19 protein-coding genes are annotated in these 23,243 nt (G+C 74.1%); 7 read left to right on the top strand and 12 right to left on the bottom strand.

Going from position 1 to position 23,243, the window contains the following annotated elements:
* The first annotated feature begins 8 nt into the window (after window positions 1-8).
* The gene (locus BM414_RS08860) at window positions 9-2,702 is read left to right on the top strand and encodes a putative bifunctional diguanylate cyclase/phosphodiesterase (protein WP_093579098.1); all 2,694 of its coding nucleotides are present in this window, start codon (window positions 9-11) and stop codon (window positions 2,700-2,702) included.
* Window positions 2,703-2,803: 101 nt separating this feature from the next.
* Entirely contained in the window at window positions 2,804-4,189 is a 1,386-nt protein-coding gene (locus tag BM414_RS08855; protein WP_093579097.1) for a neutral zinc metallopeptidase, read from the top strand.
* Between the two features lie 6 nt (window positions 4,190-4,195).
* Here BM414_RS08855 and phaZ read toward each other — a convergent pair whose 3' ends face one another.
* The 7 genes from phaZ to BM414_RS08820 all read right to left on the bottom strand — a co-directional run bounded on the left by phaZ (window position 4,196) and on the right by BM414_RS08820 (window position 11,620).
* Entirely contained in the window at window positions 4,196-5,047 is an 852-nt protein-coding gene (gene phaZ / locus BM414_RS08850; RefSeq protein ID WP_093579096.1) for a poly(3-hydroxyalkanoate) depolymerase, read from the bottom strand.
* Window positions 5,031-6,791, bottom strand: coding sequence for a PHA/PHB synthase family protein (locus tag BM414_RS08845; protein ID WP_093579095.1), 1,761 nt, complete (start codon window positions 6,789-6,791; stop codon window positions 5,031-5,033). The genes phaZ and BM414_RS08845 overlap by 17 nt, the downstream gene beginning before the upstream one ends.
* Window positions 6,792-6,875: 84 nt before the next feature.
* On the bottom strand, window positions 6,876-7,571 hold the full coding sequence (locus BM414_RS08840) for a phosphatase PAP2 family protein (protein WP_093579094.1): 696 nt from the start codon (window positions 7,569-7,571) through the stop codon (window positions 6,876-6,878).
* Entirely contained in the window at window positions 7,571-8,194 is a 624-nt protein-coding gene (locus tag BM414_RS08835; protein WP_093579093.1) for a phosphatase PAP2 family protein, read from the bottom strand. The genes BM414_RS08840 and BM414_RS08835 overlap by 1 nt, the downstream gene beginning before the upstream one ends.
* Window positions 8,191-9,294, bottom strand: coding sequence for a lysylphosphatidylglycerol synthase transmembrane domain-containing protein (locus tag BM414_RS08830; RefSeq protein ID WP_093579092.1), 1,104 nt, complete (start codon window positions 9,292-9,294; stop codon window positions 8,191-8,193). The genes BM414_RS08835 and BM414_RS08830 overlap by 4 nt, the downstream gene beginning before the upstream one ends.
* The gene (locus BM414_RS08825) at window positions 9,291-9,893 is read right to left on the bottom strand and encodes a hypothetical protein (protein WP_093579091.1); all 603 of its coding nucleotides are present in this window, start codon (window positions 9,891-9,893) and stop codon (window positions 9,291-9,293) included. Before BM414_RS08825 ends, BM414_RS08830 begins: the two co-directional genes overlap by 4 nt.
* The gene (locus BM414_RS08820) at window positions 9,890-11,620 is read right to left on the bottom strand and encodes a phosphatase PAP2 family protein (protein ID WP_093579090.1); all 1,731 of its coding nucleotides are present in this window, start codon (window positions 11,618-11,620) and stop codon (window positions 9,890-9,892) included. Before BM414_RS08820 ends, BM414_RS08825 begins: the two co-directional genes overlap by 4 nt.
* A gap of 124 nt (window positions 11,621-11,744) precedes the next feature.
* Here BM414_RS08820 and BM414_RS08815 point away from each other — a divergent pair, with 124 nt between their 5' ends.
* Complete coding sequence (locus BM414_RS08815; RefSeq protein ID WP_093579089.1) at window positions 11,745-12,644, top strand: ABC transporter substrate-binding protein; 900 nt, start codon at window positions 11,745-11,747, stop codon at window positions 12,642-12,644.
* 58 nt (window positions 12,645-12,702) lie between these two features.
* Here BM414_RS08815 and BM414_RS08810 read toward each other — a convergent pair whose 3' ends face one another.
* On the bottom strand, window positions 12,703-13,884 hold the full coding sequence (locus BM414_RS08810; protein ID WP_093579088.1) for an acyl-CoA dehydrogenase family protein: 1,182 nt from the start codon (window positions 13,882-13,884) through the stop codon (window positions 12,703-12,705).
* 163 nt (window positions 13,885-14,047) lie between these two features.
* Between BM414_RS08810 and BM414_RS08805 the strand changes: the two genes are divergently transcribed.
* Entirely contained in the window at window positions 14,048-14,755 is a 708-nt protein-coding gene (locus BM414_RS08805; RefSeq protein ID WP_093579087.1) for a hemerythrin domain-containing protein, read from the top strand.
* 60 nt (window positions 14,756-14,815) lie between these two features.
* Here BM414_RS08805 and BM414_RS08800 read toward each other — a convergent pair whose 3' ends face one another.
* Window positions 14,816-15,856: a YihY/virulence factor BrkB family protein gene (locus BM414_RS08800; RefSeq protein WP_093579086.1), complete on the bottom strand. Its 1,041-nt coding sequence runs from the start codon at window positions 15,854-15,856 to the stop codon at window positions 14,816-14,818.
* 91 nt (window positions 15,857-15,947) lie between these two features.
* Window positions 15,948-17,465, bottom strand: a complete 1,518-nt coding sequence (locus BM414_RS08795) for an MFS transporter (RefSeq protein ID WP_093579085.1) — start codon at window positions 17,463-17,465, stop codon at window positions 15,948-15,950.
* 199 nt (window positions 17,466-17,664) lie between these two features.
* Between BM414_RS08795 and BM414_RS08790 the strand changes: the two genes are divergently transcribed.
* A complete protein-coding gene (locus tag BM414_RS08790; protein WP_093579084.1) occupies window positions 17,665-17,853 on the top strand; it encodes a hypothetical protein in 189 nt (62 codons plus the stop codon).
* 91 nt (window positions 17,854-17,944) lie between these two features.
* On the opposite strand, the gene BM414_RS08785 is transcribed toward BM414_RS08790, so the two are convergent.
* Window positions 17,945-19,738 carry an acyl-CoA dehydrogenase gene (locus BM414_RS08785; protein ID WP_093579083.1) on the bottom strand — a complete coding sequence of 598 codons (1,794 nt, stop codon included), beginning with the start codon at window positions 19,736-19,738 and terminating at the stop codon, window positions 17,945-17,947.
* 93 nt (window positions 19,739-19,831) lie between these two features.
* Here BM414_RS08785 and BM414_RS08780 point away from each other — a divergent pair, with 93 nt between their 5' ends.
* Both BM414_RS08780 and BM414_RS08775 read left to right on the top strand, forming a co-directional pair.
* On the top strand, window positions 19,832-20,305 hold the full coding sequence (locus BM414_RS08780) for a hypothetical protein (protein WP_093579082.1): 474 nt from the start codon (window positions 19,832-19,834) through the stop codon (window positions 20,303-20,305).
* A gap of 52 nt (window positions 20,306-20,357) precedes the next feature.
* Window positions 20,358-21,533 carry a zinc-dependent alcohol dehydrogenase gene (locus tag BM414_RS08775; RefSeq protein ID WP_093579081.1) on the top strand — a complete coding sequence of 392 codons (1,176 nt, stop codon included), beginning with the start codon at window positions 20,358-20,360 and terminating at the stop codon, window positions 21,531-21,533.
* An 84-nt stretch (window positions 21,534-21,617) separates the two neighbouring features.
* On the opposite strand, the gene BM414_RS08770 is transcribed toward BM414_RS08775, so the two are convergent.
* Window positions 21,618-23,243 (bottom strand): MDR family MFS transporter (locus tag BM414_RS08770; protein ID WP_139245756.1); only part of this gene is annotated, 1,626 nt, incomplete at its 5' end.

Below are 23,243 nucleotides of genomic sequence, written 5' to 3'. Positions count from 1 at the left end.
CCCGGTGCATGGCAGAGTCGACGACGACCCGGGCCCGCCGCCGCGGGATCGCCCTGTGGTGCTACCTCACCGCGCTGGTGACGGTGCCGCTCATCGGTGTCGGTGTGCTGACCACCCTGATCGCGGGCGCCCGCTCCGCCGAGGTGGACAGCGCGGCGCGCGCCGATCAGGGGGTCCGGGCGGTGGCCGGCCTCGACGCGCTGCGGGCAGCCACGGAGCAGGAGATCCTCCCGGCGCTGGCGCTGACCGTCATCGACGACCCGGCGGCCGCCCAGCAGCTCGGCGTGCAGCCGTGGCTGCTGGGCACCGTGCGCAGCACCGCCGAGCAGGCCCTCGCCGAGCGCCGGACGCTCACCGACCAGGCCCTGGCCGCGGTGCCCGAGGGCTCCCTCGGGTCCGCGGTCGTCGGCCGGGTGGACGAGGCGCTGGCCTGGCTGCGGGCGCGCAGCGACGCCGGCGACGTGCGGCTGGAGCAGATCTACCTCGGCTACCTCGACATCTCGAACGAGGTCATGACCGCCGAGCGCGCCGCGGCCGCGGCCGCCGTCTCCGAGGGCGTGCCGGCGCGCACCGTGCGCGCCGTCCAGGACGTCCAGACCGTCGCCCAGCTCGCCCAGGACGCCGGCCGGCAGATGCCGCTGTACCTCGGCTCGCTGTTCGCCCCCGACGACGCCCTCATCGGCTCCCGCCTGGCGTGGGAGACCGGCTGGCTGTCCTACACCGACGCCAAGCGGCAGATGGACGAGCTGTCCTCGGGCTCCCTGCGGACCGCGTGGCAGGAGGTCCGCCAGTCCGACCTCATGACCGAGTTGGACACCCTGCTCACCCCGTCGGACGCTCCCGACGAGTTCGTCACCGACACCACCCGCATGACCGACCTGCTGTTCAGCAGCGGGGACCGCGACATGCAGCTCGCGGGGCTGGTCGACACCGCGGTCGACACCGCCGTGACGCTGGCCGCGGGCGACCGCGAGGAGGCCGCCGCGGACCTGCGGACCACGCTCCAGGTCGGCGTGGGCCTGCTGCTGCTGTCCGTGGTGGGCGCGGTGTGGATGGGCCGCACCGTGTCGCGCAAGCTCGGCGTGCTGGCCGGCCAGGCCACCCAGATCAGCCAGGGCGAGCTGGTCGAGGTCGAGGTCGACGGCCCGCGCGAGGTGCGCACCGTCTCGGCCGCCCTCGGGGAGGCCGTCGCCGGGCTGCGCCGCATCCAGGACCAGGCACAGGCCGTGGCCCGCGGCGACCTCGACGACGCGCTGCTCGACCAGCCACTGCCCGGCCCGCTCGGCGAGGTCGTGCACGCCTCCATCCAGCAGATCGTCTCGTCGGTGCGCCAGCGCGAGGAGCTGCAGTTCGCCCTGGCCCACCGCGCCACCCACGACCCGCTCACCGAGCTGCCCAACCGGGCGCAGGCGCTGACCCTGGTCACCTCGGCCCTGCACCGCGCCCGCCGGTCCAGCGAGATGACCGGACTGCTCTTCGTCGACCTCGACGGCTTCAAGGCGGTCAACGACGCCCACGGCCACGCCGCCGGTGACACGGTGCTGCGCAAGGTCGCCGCCCGGATGCGCTCGCTGGTGCGCGCCGGCGACGTCGTCTGCCGCCTGGGCGGGGACGAGTTCGTCGTCCTCGTCGAGCCGGTCGAGACCGAGCGCGACCTGCAGGAGCTCGCCGAGCGGCTGATCGCCGGCGTCAGCGAGCCGATCGTGGTCGGGGGCGCCACGGTGCGGGTGGGCGCGAGCATCGGCATCGCGGTGAGCCGCGACGGCGGCGCCGACGCCGATGTCCTGTTCGCCGAGGCCGACACCGCCGCCTACCGCGCCAAGCAGCACGGCCGCGGCCGCGCGGAGGTCTTCGACGAGGCGCTCCGCAGCGCTCTGGCCCTGCGCGCCGAGACCGAGGCGGCGATCACCGCCGCGCTCGGCAACGGCGAGATGCGGCTGCACTACCAGCCGGTCGTCGACGTCGCCGACCAGCGGCTGCACGGCTACGAGGCGCTCGTCCGCTGGCAGCGCGACGGGGTCTTCGTCCCGCCGGACGAGTTCATCCCGGTGGCCGAGATGTCGAGCCTGGTCTGCGACCTGGACCGGTGGGTGCTCGGCGAGGCCACCCGGCAGCTGGCCGCCTGGCGCGCCGAGGTCCCGCCGGTGCCGGGCGAGCCCGAGCCGACGATGGCGGTCAACGTCTCCGGCCGGCACCTGACCGACCCCCGCCTGGTCACCGCCGTCGCCGACGCGCTGGCCGCGTCGGGGCTGCCCCCGCACCTGCTCGTCCTGGAGGTCACCGAGACCGTCCTGGTCGACGACCCGGTCGCCATGACCCACCTGTCCCGGCTGCGGGACATGGGCGTGGCCATCGCCATCGACGACTTCGGGACCGGCTACACCTCGATCGGGCAGCTGCGGCACATGCCGGTGGACACGCTCAAGATCGACCGCAGCTTCGTGACCTCGCCCGACCCGGGTCAGCGGGAGCTCGTGGCCCTGATCATCCGCGCCGCGCACACCTTCGGCCTCAGCGTCGTCGCCGAGGGCGTGGAGGAGCCGCTGCAGCTGCAGCGGCTGCGGCAGCAGGCCTGCGACCACGCGCAGGGCTTCCTCCTGCACCGCCCGCTGCCGGCCGAGGCCGCCGGGGCGCTGCTCCGGCCGGTGCCGGACGGGGTGCCCGCGCCGCGGACCGACGGCGAGCCGGTCCCCGCGTCCTGACGCGGCGCGTCCCGGACGGGGAGGGCCCGGCGTCCGGGTCGCGCGGGTCGGCGCGTGTCCCGTTGACCGGGGGACGGCGGCCGGGGGAGCCTCCAGCGGCCATGCCGACTCCCGCCGCCGTCCGCGCCCTCGCCGGGTTGCTCGCCGCCGGCCTGCTGGCCGGCGGCTGCACCACCGTCGTCGCGGGGGCGGCTGCGCCCGCGGGGACGATGCCGACCGACGCCACGGACGCCGAGGTCGAGATCCACCTGGCCGAGGAGGGCGACCCCACCGACCGGGTCGCCCGCAACGCGCTGGCCGACGTCCTCGCCTACTGGGAGGAGACCTACCCGCAGGAGTTCAGCGGGACGTTCCGGCCGCTCAGCGGCGGCTTCTGGTCGATCGACCCGGACGAGACCGACCCCGCCGACCTGCCCGGGGGAGCGTGCTTCGCCGACGACGTCGACGAGCTCGCCGACAACGCCTACTACTGCGGCGAGGACGACGTCGTGGTCTACGACCGCGCGTGGATGGCCGGCCTGGTCAGGGACTACGGGCCGTTCATCGTCGCCGAGATCATGGCCCACGAGGTCGGCCACGCCGTCCAGGCGCGGGCCGGCCTCGACGACCCCTCGATCGTCTCCGAGACCCAGGCCGAGTGCTTCGCCGGCGCCTGGACGAAGTGGGTGGTCACCGGTCACTCCGAGCACGTCACGGTGCGGCCCAAGGAGCTCGACCCCTCCCTGCTCGGCTACCTGTACTTCGGCGACGCCGTCGGTTCCTCGCCCGACGCCGAGGACGCGCACGGCTCGCTGTTCGACCAGCTCTCGGCGTTCCAGGAGGGCTACGCCGACGGCCCGTCGGCCTGCACCGCGTTCGACGAGTCGCGGGTCTACACCGCGCAGGAGGCCGGCCGGGGTCCGGGCCGGGGCGGCGGGTCCTACCGCGCCGTCGTGGACGGTGCCGACGACGTGCTGGCCGGCTTCTGGGACCAGGCCCTCGCCCGCGGCTTCCCCGGTACCGCCCCGCTGGGCGGGTCGCTCAGCGCGCCCCACGTCCGCGCCGCCGACGGCTCCGGGATGGTGTGCAGCGGGGAGGGCGCCGAGCTGGACCTGCAGTACTGCCCGGAGGACGGCTCGGTGCGCTACGACGCCTCCGACCTGCTCGAGCCCGTGTACGACGACGTCGGCGACTTCGCGGTGACGACGCTGCTCGGCCTGCCCTACGCGATGGCCGTCCGGGAGCAGCGCGGGCTGTCGGTCGACGACCCCGAGGCGGTCACCAGCGCGGTCTGCGCCACCGGCTGGCTGGCCCGCGAGGCACACCTGGGCCGGCTGGACGGCGCACGGCTGGACATCTCCCCGGGCGACGTCGACGAGGCCGCCGTCGTGCTGCTGCAGTACGCCACCGAGCCCACCGTCGTCCCGGACTCGGGGCTGTCGGGCTTCGAGCTCGTCGACAGCTTCCGGCAGGGCTTCGTCGACGGCGGGGGCGCCTGCGGTCTCTAGGGCCGCTCAGGCGTCCGCGGGCTCGTCGAGGAACGCGTCCACGACCGGCGCCAGCTCCTCGGCCTCGGTGACCAGGGCCAGGTGCCCGCCGGGGTAGAGGTGCAGCCGGGCACGGGGGATGCCGCGGGCCAGGATGCGGGCGTTGACCGTCGGGATGACCGGGTCGTCGTCCCCGGAGAGCACCAGCGTCGGCTGCCGGATCAGCGACAGGAACGGCAGGCTGCTCCAGCCCGTGCTCGCGGCCAGCTGGTAGTAGTACCCGCGCCGCGGGCCCAGCCGGGTCTCCGCGTGCAGCGCCCGGGCCGCCCGCGCCGGGTCGGTGCGCACGCTGCCGCCGTAGATCGTGCCGGCGATGCGCGTCGCGTAGTCCGGGTCCCGGTGCCGCCGCGGGGTGAGCATGTGGGAGAGCACCCGCGGCGAGGCCGGCACCATCAGCGACCCGGTACCGGTGGCGGCGAGCACCAGCCGGCGGCACCGGCGGCGGTGCTGGACGGCGAAGTGCTGCGCCAGCCCGCCGCCCCAGGACAGCCCGAGGACGTCGACCGGCTCGTCGTGGCCCAGCCGGCGCAGCAGGGCGGACACCACCGGCGAGAGCGTCGCCAGCACGTACGGGACGACCGGCGGCGGCGAGCCGCCGACCCCCGGCACGTCGAAGCGGACGACGGTGCGGCGCGGGTCGACGGCGTCGACGAAGGGCTGCAGCACCTCGAGGCTGGCACCGATGCCGTTCATCAGCAGCAGCGGTGGACGCGACCCGTCCCCGCGCCGCTCGCTCACCCGCAGCGTGCGGCCTCCGACCGTCAGCGTCCGGACGGTCTCCCGGCCGGGGTGCGGCCGCTGCTCACTTGTCGAAGACATACGTGCCCGGTGCGTCGCCCAGGACCGGCAGCTCCGCGCTGCCCAGAGTCTGCGGTGCCGGCACCTCCTCGCCCGCGCGCTCGCCCAGCCACTCCATGAAGTCCGGCCACCAGGAGCCCTTCTCCTTGTGCGCCGACGCCAGCCACTTCTCGGGGTCCTCCGGCGTCTCGGGCGCGACGTGGAAGGTCGACTTCGGGTTGCCCGGCGGGTTGACCAGCGAGGCGATGTGGCCGTTGGTGGAGAGCACGAAGCGGGTGTCCCCGCCGAGCATCCGGGTGGTGCGGTAGCAGGCCTGCCACGGGCAGATGTGGTCGGCGATGCCCGCGGTGACGTAGGCGTCGACGTCGACGGCGGAGAGGTCCACCGGCGTCCCGAGCATCGTCGCCCCGCCCGGCTCGGTGAGGGAGTTGCCGATCGCCACCTCGATGAAGTCCCGGTGCAGGCCCGCGGTCATGCGGGTCGTGTCGGCGTTCCAGAAGAGGATGTCGAAGGCGGCCGGCGGCTTGCCCTGCAGGTAGTTGTTGACCCAGTAGTTCCAGACCAGGTCGTTGGGCCGCAGCCAGGCGAAGACCTCGGCGAGCATCGCGCCGTCGAGGTAGCCCTTCTTCCGGGACTTCTCCGTGGCCTCCTGCACCGCCTCGCGGTCCATGAGCGCCGACACCGTGCCGGCCCGCGCCCAGTCGAGCACCGTGACGGCGAAGCTCGCGGCGGCCACCTGGCCGAGCCCGCCGGTGCCGGCGAGGTGGGCCAGCACCATGGCGGTGATGATCCCGCCGGAGCAGAAGCCCTGAAGTGCCACCCGCTCGCTGCCGGTGATCCGCTCGGCGGCCTCCATCGCGTCGAGGACCGCCTGGCCGTAGGTGTCCAGGCCCCAGTCGGCGTGCCGCTCGTCGGGGTTGCGCCAGCTGATCATGAACACCTGCTGGCCGGCGGCCACGTAGTGCTCCACGATGCTGCGCCCGGGCGCGAGGTCGGTGATGTAGAACTTGTTGATCGTCGGCGGCACCACCACCAGCGGGACGCTGCGCACCGTCTCCGTCGTCGGCCGGTACTGGATCAGCTCGAACACGTCGGTGCGCAGGACGACGGCGCCCGGGGTGACCGCGAGGTCCTCGCCCACGGTGAAGGCGTCGGGCTCGACCATCGAGGGCACCCGCGGCGGGGACAGCACGTCCGACACCAGCCGGCGCAGACCCGAGACGGCGTTGCGGCCGCCGGTGTCGATGACCGCCTTGAGCGCCAGCGGGTTGAGGAACGGGACGTTGCTGGGCGCCAGCGCGTCGACGAGGTTGGTCAGCGCGAAGCGGATCCGCTCGTCGTCCTGCCAGTCGAGGTCGGCGTCGTCGACCAGGCCGACGGCGGCCCGGGCGGCGGCGATGTGCGCCTGCATCGTGCGCTTGAGCAGCGGGTTGCCGCTCCAGGCCGGGTCGGCGAAGCGCCGGTCCTTCGGCGACGGCGCGATGTCCGAGCGGCCGACGGCGATCCGCCCGACGTCCTCGGCCAGCTCCTTGAGCCGCCCCCCGACCGCGTCGGGGTGCCGGGCCAGGGAGGTGCCGAGCGCGGCGAGCGTGCGCACCGGCGGGACCATGCGGCGCAGCGGCCCGCGGGCGGCGTCGACGAGCACCATGTCCAGGCCCATGACGGCCTCGCCGGCCTGCTCCTCGGCGGTGCCGTCCCCGGCCGCGGCCGGGCGGGGGCGCGGACGCGCGGTGTCGTGCGCCGGTCGTTCTGCGGTGGTGGTCATGCCGGACTCCTGACAGCTGGTTCGGCCCCTGTGACCGGCTTCACTCAAGCACAGGTCCCCGTGTCCGGCAGGAGGAGGTGCCGCCTACGGGGACGTCGCCGGGGAAGTTGCGTCGTCCCGCCCGTCCCCGTCCCGGGGGTCGGCGGGTGGAGGGCCGCGCCGGTCGCGCAGGGCCAGCACCACGGCCGGCCAGCCCAGGGCGAGCCCGGCGCCCAGCAGCGCCCCCGCGACCGTGTCGGAGAGCCAGTGCGCGCGCAGGTAGACCCGGGACAGCGCCATGACGGTCGCGAAGACCACCGCCCACACCTCCCAGCGCCAGCGGGCCCGGCCCGGCGGGGCCAGCACCAGCACCAGCCCGACCGCGGTCACGGCGCCGGCGATGGCGTGGCCGGAGGGGAAGGAGGCCGCCGACGTCTCGATCAGGGCGCTGAGCGGACGCGGCCGGTCGTAGGCGGCCTTGACCGGCCCGATCGCGGCCTCGCTGGTGACCACCGCCAGGGTGAAGGCGGCCAGCCGCGACCAGTGCCGGCGCCAGGCCAGCAGGAGGACCGCCAGGACGCGCAGCGGCCAGTTGACCCACACGCCGCCCAGCCAGGACATCCCGACCGCGACCACGGTGGCCGGCCCGTTCTCCGCGCCGCCGGCCCAGCGCCACACCGCGTCGTCCACCACCTGCACCGCCGGGCGGGTGGCGGGCAGCGCCACCAGCACCCCGACGGCGACCGCACCGGCCAGCAGGACGCCGCTGACCCGCAGCCCCCGGCGGGTGTCGACCAGCATCAGCGCGGTCGCCCGACGACCAGCCGGACCAGCCCGCCCACCAGCAGCCCCAGTCCCACGCCGCCGACGACGTCCAGGGGCAGGTGCGCCGCGGTCCACACGCGGGCCAGGCACACGAGCGCCGCCAGCACGACCCCGGCGATCCGGCCCCGGCGCCCCAGCCACGGCCAGGCGACCGTCAGCAGGGTGACGACGACGGCGGCGTGCCCGGAGAGGAAGCCGCGGCCCTGGGCGGCGGCCCCGCGGACGACGACGTCGGCGAGCAGCCCGTCGGGCCGGCCACGCACCACGAGGTCCTTGACCACCTTGGCGGCGACGTAGGTGCCGGCGCCGGCCAGCAGCAGCCCCGCCGCCAGCCGCCAGCGACGGAACGCGGCGGCCACCAGCGCGCTGGCGGGGACGACCAGGACGTTCCCGAGCTGCATGGCCGGCCAGACGAGGAGGAACGGGACGACGTCGACGCCGTTGACCGCCCGGAAGACGGCCGCCTCGGCCCCGGGCACCGAGGTCCGCTCGACCGGCAGCGCGGCGAGCACCAGGACGAGCGCGCCCCCGGCCACCAGGACGGCGTCCCGGGCCTGCCGCGTGGCCCCGTGGGGCCGGGTGACCGCCGGCCCCCTCACGCCGTCTCCGGCACCAGGTCCGTCCGGGGTGCCGTGTTCGGCTCCCGCCGCCACGAGCGGTTGTGCCGCCAGAACAGGTACGTGCCGACGCCCAGCGGGATGGGCAGCACGTAGGTGAGCCCGCGGAAGACGAGGACCGCCGCCGCCACGAGCGGCCGGTCGCCGCCGGCCGCGGCCAGGCCGGTGATCAGGGCCAGCTCGATGACGCCCAGGCCGCCGGGGGTGAACGGGATGGCGGTGAGCAGCCGGGCGAAGGCGAAGACCGCCAGCGCCTCGAGCGCGCTGACCTGGCCGGAGGTCACGCCCACCGCGCGCAGCGCGATCAGCAGGACGAGGAACAGCGAGACCTGGCTGACCAGGGTCGCCAGCGTCAGCCAGTGCCACCGCGCGCGCAGCAGCAGCGCCGTCCGGTCGCGGAACTTCGTCGTCGCCTGGTCCCAGCCGTGCACGGGCGGCCGGCCGAACGGCCGCAGCACGGCCGAGGCCACGCGGCCCGCGCCCGTGCCGATCCGGGCTGCGCTCTCCCGGCTGCGCAGCAGCAGGCCCAGCAGGACCACGGCGGCGACCAGCCCGCCCACCCCGGCCAGCCCGGCCACCAGCCGGCCGGTGCTCGGCGTGGAGGACAGGGCCAGCAGCGACAGCGCGAGGACGGGGAGCGCCAGCTTGGCGAAGTTGTTCCAGAGCCCCGACAGCAGCAGGGAGACCGATGTCCGGGAGCGGGAGAAGCCCCACGAGGAGTTCATGCCGTAGGTCAGCCCGAGGGAGATCGCCGCACCGCCGAGGACGGTGTTGGACACCGCGGTGGTGGTCAGCGTCGAGACCGTCGCCTCCCGCAGCCGCAGCCCCGGCATGGTCACGACCATCACGAACTGGTAGGTGGCGAGGTTCCACACCGTGGCGGCGGCCAGCAGGCCCAGCTCCGCCCAGGACATGCCCCGCACCGCGGACCAGACGTCGGACAGGCTGGTGAACTGCGGCAGGAACCAGAAGAAGACGGCGGCCAGCAGTGCCAGGGAGAGCACCGGCGCCAGCAGCCGGCGCCAGAGGGGCTTGTTCCTCGGCGGGCGGGCGGGCGGTGCCTGGGGCGCGACGGCGGTCATGGCGGGTCCCCCTCGCCCTCGGTCCGGGCGGGTGGGTCGAGGAACAGCCGCCCGCCGCTCGCGTCGTGCACCTGGGTGGCCAGGTCTTCCCGGCTCACGACGCCGAGGCTCTGCGTGGCCAGTGCCAGCGGCTCCCCGCGGTTGTCCCCGGAGAGCGTGAAGACGACGGTCAGGCAGCCGCCGTCGAAGACGTAGTACCGGCGGCCGAGGTACTGCGGGCTCACCTGGGTCACCCGCTCGAACCGGCGCAGGTCGTCGAGCTCGCTCGGGATCTCGGTGGCGCCGCGGGTGTCGCACCCACCGGTCAGCCGCACCTCGATGGCGCGCATGCCGTCCCGGTCGGAGTCCAGCCAGAACCGGGCCGAGCCGGAGCGGGCGTCGAGGCCGGCGAAGGTCCAGCCGACCGGGACGTTCTCCACGCAGGGCAGCCAGGACGCCGTCGGTACCGACTGCGCCATGAGGACGACGCCATTCGCCGCGGTGGCGCCGTCCCCGGCCGCGCAGGCCGGCACCTCGGTGCTGACGCTCGTGCCCTCGCTCGTGCAGCCGGCCACCAGCAGGGCGGTCGCCAGGAGGGTGGGCACCACCGGCCGCGTCACAGCGGGGAGCCCAACAGGTTGATGACGACGCCCACGGTGACGAGGAGAGCGACGAGGGTGACGAGGCTGAGCCCGACCCGGCGCCAGGTCCAGCGCTGGATGCGCACCGGCGGCAGCCGGTAGGGCAGCAGGTCGAGGAAGGCCGCGTGCAGGTCCTTGCCCTGTGCCCTGAGCATGCGGCGCAGCTGGGAGGGCATCGTCAGGCCGCGGGTGGCGGCGAAGGCCTCGGCGATCTCCTCGTCGGAGAACTGCAGGCGCGCGCGGGCGTAGACCGTCGGCGCGTCGGTGCGCAGCGCGAGGACCAGCATCATGTTGGCCAGGTCCACGGCCTGCCGCCACGGACTGGGACGGATCTCGGCGAACGCGGAGTCGATGAGGAACAGCGTGCCGTCGCGCACCAGCAGGTTGGCCGGCTTGATGTCGCGGTGGGCCATCCCGATCTCCCACATGCGCCGCACCACGGCGAGGCCCTGGTCGATCACCGCCTCGTCGATGTCGGCCTCGCCGATCTCCCGGGCGCCCTGCATGAACTCGGTGACCAGCAGGTACTCGCGCTCCGGCGTGATCTCCACGATCCCGAGCGGGTGCGGCACCGGGAGCCCGGAGTCCGACAGCAGCCGCAGGACGTAGTCCTCGTACTGCACCAGCCGGCGGACGGAGTGGTAGGGCTTCTCGTCCTCGAGCCGGCCGTAGAGCAGCGTGCGGCCGAGCTTGAACCAGCGGTCGGAGCGCAGGTGCGTGGCGGCGTAGAGCTTGCCGAAGATGCAGCTCTCCTCGTCCCCCTCCGCCTTGACGGTGATCCTCAGCGGGGTCGAGCCGCCCGAGCCGGCCAGGCCGAACGGCGTCACCGCGGTGGCCACGACGCCGAGCTGGTCCTGCAGCGCCCGGGTGATCGCCTCGCCGCGCGCCCCGGTGACGTCGAGGTGGGCGGGGCTGCCCCGCCGGTAGCGGACCGGGTACACCTCGTTGGGCGTCAGCATCCGGAAGGCGGCCAGCGGCGCGGCGACCCCGAGGACGATCCCGGCGACGACGTCGGTGGGGTGGTCCTGGGCCAGGTACAGCCGGGACGCGGCGGTGACCAGCAGCAGAGCGCCGACCAGCCACTTCGCGGTGTTCCGGCGGCGGCCGGCGGGGACCAGCGAGTACAGGCTGCTGACCAGGAACGTGGCCAGCACGGTCATCGGCAGGGAGGGCATCGAGTAACCCAGCCAGGGGCCGAGCACCTCGACCTCGTAGGGCCGCGGCCGCTGCAGCGTGGCCGCGGCCGTCGCAGCGACGTTGACCACCAGGATCCCGACGACCACCCAGATGAGCAGGTGCCGCCACCGCCGGAAGACGGCGAGGACGGCGATGTTGAGCAGCCACAGCACGTGGATGGCCCGGCTGGTCCCGAGCACCCCGGCCACCTCGGCCACCTGCGTCAGGCCCGGCGAGCGGATCCCGGCGATCCCCTGGAGGACCCGCGTGTCCACCAGGTCGACGAACGCCACGCTGCGCGTCGCCACGACGACGAGCACGCTGACCAGGACGACGCCGCTGAGCGCCAGCCACCACTTCCCCGAGGCGTTGAGGTGGCGCGGCAGCGGCGGCGGCTCACCCGAGGGGCGGCGCCGGCGGCGGACGCGCTGGATCGGCGGGGGGTCCGGGCGCCGGGCCTGACCCCTCGCGAGTTGCTGCGCCGCCGTCGACGGTGCAGGCGTCGTCGGGGCCCGCGTCGTGGCCGCCATGCCGGCTCATGCTGCTCCGGCGGAGGCCGCGGGACCATCGACCTTGGTCCCTGTCGGGGCTAGCGTCTGCCGTGCTCCCGCACGTCACCTGCGGGGGCGCCGCCTCCTCCTGCGAGGGCCCGCGATGCGTCGTCGACCGGTTGCCGCCCTGCTACTCCTGGCCGCCCTGCTCTGCGGGTGCGGCAGCCCCGCCGCGGACGCCGGCCCGCCGCGCGAGGGCGTCGTCCGGATCGCCTCCTACGACTTCGCCGAGAACCAGACGCTCGCCGAGGTCTACGCCGAGGGGCTGCGCCGGGCCGGGTTCGAGGTCGCGGTGCAGCACGGCATCGGCACCCGCGAGGTGGTGTTCCCGGCGCTCGAGCAGGGCGTCGTCGACGTCGTCGTCGACTACCTGGGCACCGCCTCGGAGTTCCTGCAGCCAGGAGCCGGGTCGACGTCCCACGACCCGGCCGTCCTGCGGGACGGGCTCGCGGCCGCCCTCGCGCCGCGGGGGCTCACCGTCCTGGCCGCCGCCGAGGCCGAGGACCAGAACGGGTTCGTCGTGCTCACCGACCTCGCCGTGCGGCACGGCATGACGACCCTCAGCCAGCTCGCCGAGCTCGCGCCGCAGCTCGTGTTCGGCGGCCCGCCCGAGTGCACCGAGCGGCGGTTCTGCCTGCCCGGGCTGCGCGAGGTGTACGGCGTGCAGTTCGCCGAGGTCCGCAGCATGCCGTCCCGGTCGGCGACCGTGGAGGCGCTGCTCACCGGGCAGGTCGACGTCGGCATGCTGGAGACGACCGACGCCCGGTTGACCGACGCCTCGCTGTACCTGCTGCGCGACGACCGGTCGCTGCAGCCGCGGGAGAACGTGGTGCCGCTGGTGCGGACCGCGGTGGCCACCGACGGCGGTCAGCGGCTGCGCACCGCGCTGGACGCGGTCAGCGCCCAGCTGACGACGATCGACCTGATCGGGCTCAACCGCTCCGTCGCGGTGGACGGACGCACGCCGGAGGAGGCCGCCGCACGGTGGTGGGACGGCCGGTGAGGGACCTCCTGCTCCCCACCGCTCGCAGGCTCGCGGCGGGGCCCTGCAGGAGGGCCGTTCAGACGATGGCGCTGGTGCCGGTGATCGCGCGGCCGACGATGAGGCTGTTGACCTCGCGGGTCCCCTCGTAGGAGTAGATGGCCTCGGCGTCGGCCACGAACCGTCCCACGTGGTTCTCCAGCAGGATCCCGTTGCCGCCCATCAGCTCGCGGGCCCAGCCGACGGTCTCGCGCATGCGCATCGTCGAGTAGCCCTTGGCCATCGAGGCGTGCTCGTCGCGCAGCATGCCGCAGTCCTGCAGCTGGGAGGCGCGGGCGCACAGGGCGGCCGACGCGGTGATGTTGCCGAGCATCCGGAACAGCAGGTCCTGCACCAGCTGGAAGGAGGCGATGGGCCGGCCGAACTGCTCGCGCTGCGTGGCGTAGCGCAGCGCGTGCTCGTACGCGCCGCGCGAGCACCCGACCGCCGACCACGCGACGCTCACCCGCGTCGCCCGCAGGACGTTGGCGGTGTCGCGGAAGCTGTTGGCGTTCTGCAGCCGGTTCTCCTCCGGCACGCGGACGCCGTCGAGGGTGATCTGCGCGTTCTGCACCGCACGCAGCGCGATCTTGTCCTCGAGGTCGACGGCGCTGAAGCCGGGTGTCGGCGTCTCGACGACGAACCCGAGCACCCGGTCGGTCTCTACGTCGCGCGCCCAGATGACCACCAGGTCGGCGAAGCTGCCGTTGCCGATCCACTTCTTCTGGCCGTCGAGGACCCACTCGTCGCCGTCGCGGCGGGCCGTCGTCTGCAGCCCCCGGGCGACGTCGGAGCCGTGCTCGGGCTCGGTCAGCCCGAACGCGCCGATGAGCTCCATCCGGCTCATCGCCGGCAGCCAGCGCTCCTTCTGCTCCTCGGAGGCGCACAGGTGCATCGTGCCCATGGCCAGGCCGCCGTGGACGCCCATGAAGGTGGCCACCGACGGGTCGCCGCGGCCGAGCTCCATCGAGACCATGCCGTCGAACAGGGACGAGCGGCCGGGGGAGCCGTGCCCGGAATACTGCGCGCCGGCGATGCCCAGCTCGGCCAGGCCGGGGATGAGCTGGCGGGGGAACTGCGCCCGCGTCCACCACTCGTTGATGATCGGCTCGACCTGCTCGTCCATGAACGTGCGGACGCGGTGCAGGGTGGCGCGGTCCTGCTCGTCCAGGAGGGCCTCGAACTCGTAGAAGTCCGACGTGACGGTGGGCCGGTCGGCCATGGGAGTGCCTCCTCAGGGGGCGGGACCCCGCTGTCCCGTGTGCCCGCCCTACCCCGCGCCCCGCCGCACAACCCGGGACCCGGTACGGCGACGTCGGCATGGCGCTGTCGGGATGCGGGCAGGGACGGACGGTCCCGACCGCACACGTCCCGAGGAGGGCCCCGTGCCCCGATCCATCGCCGACCAGACCGAGGACGAGCTCGGCGGGCCCGGCAGCGTGCTGGTGCGCCAGCGCGCGGACCACGTCGAGCTCGACCGGCTGCTGCACGAGCTCGACGGCACCACCGGCCGCGCGCAGGAGGAGGTGCTCACCCGGATCGACCGGCTGGTGTTCAGCCACGCCTTCGCCGAGGAGACCGTCATCTGGCCGGTCGTCCGCCGGGTGCTGCCTGACGGCGACGAGCTGACCCGCCAGATCGAGGTCGAGCACCAGGAGGTCAACGAGCTGGTGGCCGCGCTGGAGGAGGGCGGGTCCGACCACCCGGAGCGGCCGGCCCGGCTGGCCCGGCTGGTCGAGGTGCTGCGCGAGGACGTCCGCGACGAGGAGGACGTGATGTTCCCTCGGCTCCAGGAACGTCTCGACCCCGCCGAGCTGCGGCGGCTCGGCCGCCGGTGGGAGCTGATGCGCCGCATCTCGCCCACCCGCCCGCACCCGACGGTGTCCCGCCGTCCGCCGGGCAACGCGCTGTCGGGGCTGCCGCTGTCGCTGCTGGACCGCAGCCGCGACGCCGTCGACTCCCTCGTCCGCCGGGCTCCCGCACCGCTGGCCCCGGTCGGGCAGGCGGTGAGCCGCGGGCTGGCCGCGGTCGCCGGCCTGGTGGAGCGGACGCCGCCCGCCCGCCGCGGCGACGGCCCGCCCACCGCGCACTGACCACGCGACAGAGGCCCCCTCCCGATCCCGGGAGGGGGCCTCTGTCGTCGTGCGCGGGACTCAGTTGGTGTTGCGGTCCTTCGGCTCGGCGCGGGCGTCGAGCTGGATCTCCTTCTCGGCCGCCGGGACGCCCTCCTTCATCTCCTTGGTCCGCTCCATCTCGGCGTCGAACTCGATGCCGAACAGCAGCGCCAGGTTGATGAGCCAGAACCAGATGAGGAAGACGACGACGCCGGCCAGCGCGCCGTAGGTCTTGTTGTAGCTGCCGAAGTTGCCCACGTAGAAGGCGAACGCGGCGGAGGCGACGACGGCCACGAGGATCGCGACGCCCGCACCCGGGCTGACCCACTTGAAGCCACGCAGCTTCACGTTCGGCGTCGAGTAGTAGAGGACGGCGATCATCAGCGCGAGGATCACGAGGATGACCGGCCACTTGGCCACGTTCCACACGGTCAGGACGGTGTCGCCCAGGCCGATGGCCGAGCCGATGGCCTCGACGACCGGGCCGCTGAGCACCAGCATCAGCACGATGACGGCGGCGAACAGGATGCCGATCAGGGTGACCAGCAGTTGCAGCGGCTTGAGCTTCCAGATCTTGCGGCCCTCGGGCGTCTCGTAGACGACGTTGGCCGCGCGGGTGAAGGCGCCGACGTAGCCCGAGGCCGACCAGATGGCACCGGCCAGACCGATGACGAGGCCGATCCCCGCGGTGCTGGTGTTGCCGGCGATCTGCTGGATCACCGGCTGCAGCGTGTCCGCCGCCTGCCCCGGCACGACGGTCGTCAGCGCGTCGGTCAGCTGCTGGGGAGTGGTCAGCAGGCCGACGATCGACACCAGCGCGATGAGCGCCGGGAACAGCGCCAGGACCCCGTAGTAGGTCAGCGCGGCGGCCCAGTCGGTGAGGTTGTCCTCGCTGAACTCCTTGAGCGTCCGCTTGATCGTGCCCATGGTCGTGGGCGTGCGGTCGTGGCCCTGGGGGGCGTTGTCGAAGCGCGTCGAGTTGACGAGATCGTCGTTCGGAGCCGGGTCGCCGGCTTTGTTGCCGGCGAACCTGGTCTTCGCTTCCGTGCTGCGGGCACGGGAGCCGGTGGTTCGGGCCATGGAGTCCTCCGGGGCTGGGGCACAGTCGCCTCGGTGGATGCCCCGGACGGGACCGTTCCATGCGCCTCGGTGATCATCCGGGCGCGTCGGGTCAGCGGATCCCCGAGACGGGTGACCACTCGCCGGCACAGGCGGTCGCCCGCTCGACGGCGTGCAGGTCGGCGGGGTCGGCCGGCCCGCTGCGCCGGGCCTGCACCATCCCGGCCAGGCTCACCAGCGCGACGGCGGCCGCGGCACCGGCACCGAGCAGGGCCACCAGGGTGAACCCCGAGGCCCGCGGCAGGCCGGTGGCGGGGTCGGTGGCGGCGCCGAGCAGGGCGACGGTCAGCGTGCTGCCCACCGCCTGGCCCACCGCCCGGGCGATCGAGTTGACCGCGTTGGCCACGCCGGTCTCGGTCCGCCGCACCGCCCGGACCACCAGCGTGGGCAGCGCGGCGTAGGCGACGGTCACCCACGCCTGCGACAGCAGCCCCGCCGCGATCACCACCCACGGCTCGGACCGGCCCAGGGCGAAGACGACGAAGCCGGCCACGCCGCTGACCGCTCCGGTGAGCAGCGTGGGCAGCGCGCCGATCCGGTCGACGACCTTCCCGGCCAGGGGCGCGAGCAGGATGCCGAGCACGCCGCCGGGCAGGAGGTAGACGACGGCGGCCTCGAGGACCGGCGCGCCGAACCCGTAGCCGGCCACGCCGGGCGGCGTCTGCACGTACTGCATGACGGCGAGGAAGGAGACGAACAGGCCGACGCCGGTCATGAGGCCGGCGACGTTGGGCACCAGCATCCGCGGGTCGGTCAGCAGCGCGGGACGCACCAGCGGCTGGGCGCGGCGGCGCTGCAGCAGGACCCAGGCGGCCAGGACGGCCAGCGCCCCGGCCGCGCAGCCGAGCGTCAGCGGGGAGGTCCAGCCCCACGTGTTGCCCTGCGACACGGGCAGGAGCAGCAGCACCAGGCCGATCCCGAGGACGACGGCCCCGAGCCAGTCGACCCGGCCGGTGGCCGTGGGCGCGCGGCGTGGCAGCAGGACCGCCGCGAGGAGCAGCGAGACCAGGGTGACGCCCAGCCCGATCCAGAACGGCCGGTGGTAGTCGCCGCCGTCGCCGGTGAGCAGGCCCGCGGCGACCAGGCCGATGACGCCGCCGACGCCCAGGGTGCTGCTGACGATCGACATCGCGACGCTCAGCCGCTCCGGCGGGAGCTCGCGGCGCAGGACGCTGATCGACAGCGGGAACAGCCCGTAGGACGCGCCCTGCAGCACCCGGGCGACCAGCAGCAGCGGCAGCGAACGGGTGACGATGGCCAGCAGCGTGCCGATCGCGACGGCGACCAGGATGCCCAGGATCACCGGCCGCTCGCCGCGGGTGTCCCCGAGCCGGCCGAGCACCGGGGTGAGGACGGCGGCGGCGAGCAGGTTGGCGGTCAGCACCCAGCTCGCTGCGGCGGGCGAGACGCCGAGCTGCTCGCCGATGGGGCCGAGCACCGGGACCACGAGGCTCTGCAGCAGCGACAGCGTCGTGACGCCCAGTGACAGGGTCAGGACCAAGAGCGCCGGACGCGTCGGAGCGGTGGAGGAGCCGGTGCGGGAGGTCGAGACCTGGGCACCGGGGGACACCCTCCGATGACACCATGCGGCGGCCCCCGACGACGCGGCGGCCGTTGCAGGACACAACGGTGAGTCCAGTCACAGTCCGTCAGGTGAACAATGCGTAACGACGGTTGAGAGGCCGCTTTCTGGGGGACACAGGCTCCAGACGACGAGCCGCCGGGCCTGCTGCCGGGCGGCGGACGAGACGAGCAAGGGGACGTTCGAGATGTTGCTGTGGCCTGCAGTCACCCTGGTCGGGTTCCTGGTACTGACCGCTCTGGTGATCGCGATGGGCACCTCGACGACGGCACGGTACGAGCGCGAGCGGGCGGCGGCCGGCGCCGTGGCCCGCCGCGAGACTGCTCCCGCCGGCGTCGCCGTCGAGCCCGTGGGGATGGCTCAGGCGGCGGCCTGACCGGCCCGCCCGGACGCCCGTAGACGGCACGCGCCCCGCCGCTCCCTCCCGGAGCCGCGGGGCGCGCGTGCGTCCGCAGGCCCTCCGGGGCCTACAGATGGGCCTCGGGGGTGTCGAGCACCGTCCGGTCGAGGGACTCCAGCAGGTCCAGCCAGGTGTGCACCTTGGGCAGCTCCCACCGCTGGAAGAACCGCGCCGCCGCGCGCTTGCCCTCGTGGAAGTCGCTGGTCTCGTCCCGGGTGGCCAGCGCCTGCTCCAGCCACAGCCAGCCGACGACGGTGTGGCCGGCCGCGTCGAGGTAGGCCGTCGCGTTGGCCAGGGCCAGCGCCGGGTCGCCGGCGCCCCAGAGCGTGCCGGTCACCGAGACCAGCCGGGCCACGGCGGCGTCGACGTCGGCGGCGAGGTCGGCGAAGGGTGTCCCGGCGGCGCGGGCCGTCGTCGCCGCGATGGTCTCGGCCAACAGCCGCAGCCCGGCGCCGCCGTGCATCGTCACCTTGCGGCCCAGCAGGTCCAGGGCCTGGATGCCGTTGGTGCCCTCGTGGATCGGGTTGAGCCGGTTGTCCCGGTAGAACTGCTCGACCGGGTAGTCGCGCGTGTAGCCGTAGCCGCCGTGGACCTGGATGGCGAGGTCGTCGGCGACCGGGCCCCACTGCGAGGGCCACGCCTTGGCGATCGGCGTCAGCGTGTCCAGCAGGAGGTGGGCGCGGCTGCGGTCCTCCTCGGTCTCGCCGGTCCGCTCCTCGTCGACCAGTCGGGCGCAGTACAGGCCCAGCGCCAGCCCGCCCTGCGCGTAGCTCTTGGCGGCCAGCAGCATGCGGCGCACGTCGGGGTGGTCGACCAGCCGCACCATCGGCGAGGCCGGGTCCTTGCTGCTCGCCGGGCGGCCCTGGGTGCGGGTGCGGGCGTACTCGAGCGCGTGCAGGTAACCGGTGTAGCCCAGGACGGTCGCACCCATCCCGACGCCGATCCGGGCCTCGTTCATCATGTGGAACATGTAGGAGAGCCCCTTGTGCGGCTCCCCGACCAGGTACCCGACCGCGCCGGGCCGGCCGCCCGGCCGGTGCACGCCCTCGCCGAAGTTGAGCAGCGTGTTCGTCGTCCCGCGGTAGCCCATCTTGTGGTTGAGCCCGGCCAGGACGACGTCGTTGCGCTCGCCGAGCGAGCCGTCCTCCTGCACCAGGACCTTGGGCACCACGAACAGCGAGATGCCCTTCACCCCGGCCGGGCCGCCGGGGATCTTGGCCAGGACCAGGTGGACGATGTTCTCGGTGAGCTCGTGGTCGCCGGCCGAGATCCACATCTTGTTGCCGGTGAGCCGGTAGGAACCGTCGTCCTGCGGCTCGGCGCGCGTGCTGATGTCGGCCAGCGAGGACCCGGCCTGCGGCTCCGACAGCGCCATCGTGCCGAACCAACGGCCCTCGAGCATCGGCCGGACGTAGGTGTCCTTCTGCTCCTGCGAGCCGTGCGCGAGCAGCAGCCGGGCGTTGCCCATGGTCAGGAACGGGTAGCTCGACGTCCCGACGTTGGCCGCCTTGAACCAGGCGAACGCCGCCTGACCGACGGTCTGCGGCAGCTGCATGCCGCCGTACTCCTCGTCGAAGGTCCCGGACATGATCCCGGACTCGCGGAACACCGCCAGCGCCCTCGCGACCTCGGGGATCATCTCGACCCTGCCGTCGACGAACCGCGGCTCGTTCTCGTCGGCCGTGCGGTTGTGCGGCGCGAAGTGCTCCGTGGCGATCTGCTGGGCCAGCTCCATGACCGCGTCGAAGGTCTCGCGCGAGTGCTCGGCGTAGCGCGGGCGCTTGGTGAGCGTCTCGACCTCCAGCCACTCGTGCAGCAGGAAGTCCAGGTCGCGCGGCGACAGGATCAGGTTGGGGGACAACGGGGCCTCCACGGACGACGGCGGCGGGAGAGCGGGCGCGCTGCCCGACCGGTCCACGATAGGCCGGGCCGGCGGGCGGGTAGCAGTTCCCTCATGGACCTGAACCAGCTCATCGGCCGGGCGAGCGGTCTGGCAGGCGGCGCGGGCGCCGCGCTGCTCAAGCAGTTGCAGCACGTCCGCGTGCCCGGTGCGGGGCAGGCCTCGGCCACCGACGACCCGGAGGTCGCCGCCCGCCGGTGGCGCGCGGTGACGGTGCTCCGGGAGCCGGCCGACGTCGACGGCGCGGGCCTGCCCGCGCCGCTGGCCGCGCTCGGCGACCGGATCGAGGTGCGCACGACCCCGGCACCCGGCGACCGCGGCACCGAGCTCGCGGCGCGCTACCGCGGGACGCCCGGCGAGGACGAGATCGGCGACCTGCGCGCCGCGCTCCGCGAGGCCAAGGCGCTGCTGGAGGTCGGCGAGGTGCTGCGGGTGGACCCGCAGCCGCACGGGACACGCGCCGCCACCCCGCATGGTGCCGCACTGGAGGGGGCCGCGAAGGCGGCGCCGAGGGAGGGTGTGCTGTGAGCGGCTCCATGACCGTGCCGGCTCCGCCGGCCGCGAGCGAGGGGAGGACATCGTGAGGGCCGTGACCTGGACCGGCGTCAACGAGGTGTCGGTGGAGACCGTCCCCGACCCCACCATCCTCAACGCCCGCGACGTGATCCTGAGGGTGCGGCGCACGACGACCTGCGGCTCGGACCTGCACCTGCTCGGCGGCTACATCCCGGCGATGCGCACCGGCGACGTGCTCGGCCACGAGTTCATGGGTGAGGTCGTCGAGGTCGGCCCGGGCGTGCGGGACCGGCGCGTCGGCGACCGCGTCGTCGTCAACTCCTTCATCGCCTGCGGCGCCTGCTGGTACTGCCGGCAGGAGCTGTACTCGCTCTGCGACAACGGCAACCCCAACCCGGGCATCACCGAGGGGCTGTGGGGCCAGAGCCCGGGCGGCTGCTTCGGCTACTCGCACGCGATGGGCGGCTTCGCCGGGTCGCACGCGGAGTACGTCCGGGTGCCCTACGCCGACGTCGGCAGCTTCCTCGTGCCCGAGGAGGTCAGCGACGACCGGGCGCTGTTCGCCTCCGACGCCGTCTCCACCGGTTGGATGGGCGCGGACCTGGCCGGCACGAAGCCCGGGGACACGGTGGCCGTGTGGGGCGCCGGGGGGGTCGGGCAGATGGCCGCGCGGGCGGCGATGCTGCTGGGCGCCGAGCAGGTGTACGTCGTCGACCGGCTGCCCGAGCGGCTCGAGCAGGTGCGGCGGCACGTCGGCGCGGAGGTCATCGACTACTCGACCACCGACGTCATGGCCGAGCTGCGCGAGCGCACCGGCGGCCGCGGGCCGGACGTCTGCATCGAGGCGGTCGGCATGGAGGCGCACAGCACCGGCGTCCAGGGCGTGTACGACCAGGTCAAGCAGCAGCTGCGGCTGCAGACCGACCGGCCCTCCGCCGTCCGCGAGGCGATCATGGCCTGCCGCAAGGGTGGCAGCGTCTTCGTCCTCGGCGTCTTCGCCGGGCCGGTGGACAAGTTCCCGCTGGGTGCGGCCATGAACAAGGGGCTGACGCTGCGCGGGGCGCAGGTGCACGGGCAGCGCTACATGCCGCGGATCCTCGAGCACATGGCCCGCGGGGAACTCACCACCGAGCACCTGGCCACGCACGTGATGCCGCTGGAGGACGCGGCGCGCGGCTACCGGATGTTCAAGGACAAGGAGGACGGCTGCGTCCGCGCCGTCTTCCTGCCCCACGGCTGACGGACGGGGCCGCCCGGCTGACAGCTGGAGACGACGGAGGCCCCTCCCCGCGGTGCGGGGAGGGGCATCTCGACGTGCGGGACGTCAGCCGCGGGACCGGCCGGCGGGCTCGGCGTCGCCGGGGCGCCCGGTCGGGGGAGCGGTCGACGTCGGCGCCGCGGCACCGGCCGCCTGGGTGGCCTGCTCGGCGGCGTCGTCCGCGGTGGGCTCGCCGGCGGTCTGCCGGGCGGCCGCCTGACGCGCCTGGATGCCCGACTGGGTGCTCAGTGCCAGCTGCGGCAGGAACAGGAACACGAGGAACCCGAGCGCCGCGGCGCACGCCGCGATGAGGAACACCAGGTCGATCGCGTTCGAGAACCCGGTCTTGAAGGGCAGCGCCAGGAACGAGGGCAGGTCCTGGATGAACGAGGTGTCGGACAGGTCGCTGCCGGCCTGCAGCTGACCGCTCTGCAGCGCCTCGGCCACCCGCGGGTCGCCCGCCGCCGCGGAGGCCAGCGACTGCTCGATCTCCACCGGCAGCCGGGTGAAGAGCACGGAGAGGAACGCGGCGGTGCCGACCGTGGCGCCCATCTGCCGGAAGAAGGTCACCGACGAGGTCGCCACGCCCATCTCGCCGGGCGGGACGGCGTTCTGCACCGCCAGCACCGCCGGCTGGAAGTTGAAACCGAGCCCCACGCCGAGCAGCACCATGAACGGCACCAGTGCCCAGATCGAGGTCTCGGCGCCGACGACGAAGGACAGCGACACCAGGGCCGCGGTCATCAGCACGGTGCCGGCCAGCGGGAAGACCCGGTAGCGGCCGGTCCTGGAGATGGCGATGCCCGAGCTCATCGCGCCGATCATGATGCCGAGGACCAGCGGGATCATCTGCAGGCCGGCGACGGTCGCGCTGGAGCCGTGCACGATCTGCAGGTACTGGGGGAGCAGCAGCAGGCCGCCGAACATGGCCGCGCCCACCACCACGCTGCCCGTGGTGGCGATGCTGAAGCTGCGGTTGCCGAACAGCCGCAGCGGCAGCAGCGCCTCGTCGCCGTAGGCCCGCTCGGCCAGCAGGAGGAGCGCCAGACCGACGATGCCGATGGCGTAGCAGACCAGGGCGCGGGTCGACGTCCAGCCCCAGATGCGGCCCTGCTCGGCGATGACCAGCAGTGGCACGATGAAGGTGATCAGGGCCAGGGCGCCGGGCCAGTCGATGCGGTGGTCCTGGCGCTGGTGCGGCAGGTGCAGCACCCGGAACACGGCGGCGAACGCCATCAGACCCAGCGGCACGTTGACGAAGAAGATCCAGCGCCAGCCGTCGAGGCCGAGCAGGGAGCCCTGACCGGCGAAGAACCCGCCGATCACCGGGCCCAGCACGCTGGAAGCGCCGAAGACGGCCATGAAGTAGCCCTGGTAGCGGGAGCGCTCCCGCGGCGGCACGATGTCGCCGATGATCGCCAGCGCCAGCGACATCAGGCCACCGGCGCCGATGCCCTGGACCGCGCGGAAGGCGGCCAGCTCGTACATCGACGTCGCCATGCCGCACAGCACCGAGCCGACGACGAAGACTGCGATGGCGAACAGGTAGAAGGGCCGCCGGCCGTAGATGTCGGAGAGCTTGCCGTAGAGCGGCGTGGAGATCGTCGACGTGATGAGGAACGCCGTGGTCGCCCAGGCCTGCAGGTCGTAGCCCTGCAGGTCGTCGGCGATGGTGCGGATCGCGGTCGCGAC

Source organism: Geodermatophilus amargosae (assembly GCF_900116515.1).
Lineage (GTDB): Bacteria > Actinomycetota > Actinomycetes > Mycobacteriales > Geodermatophilaceae > Geodermatophilus > Geodermatophilus amargosae.
The sequence above is the reverse complement of the archived record's forward strand: the minus strand, read 5'-3'. Positions and strand labels throughout refer to the sequence as shown.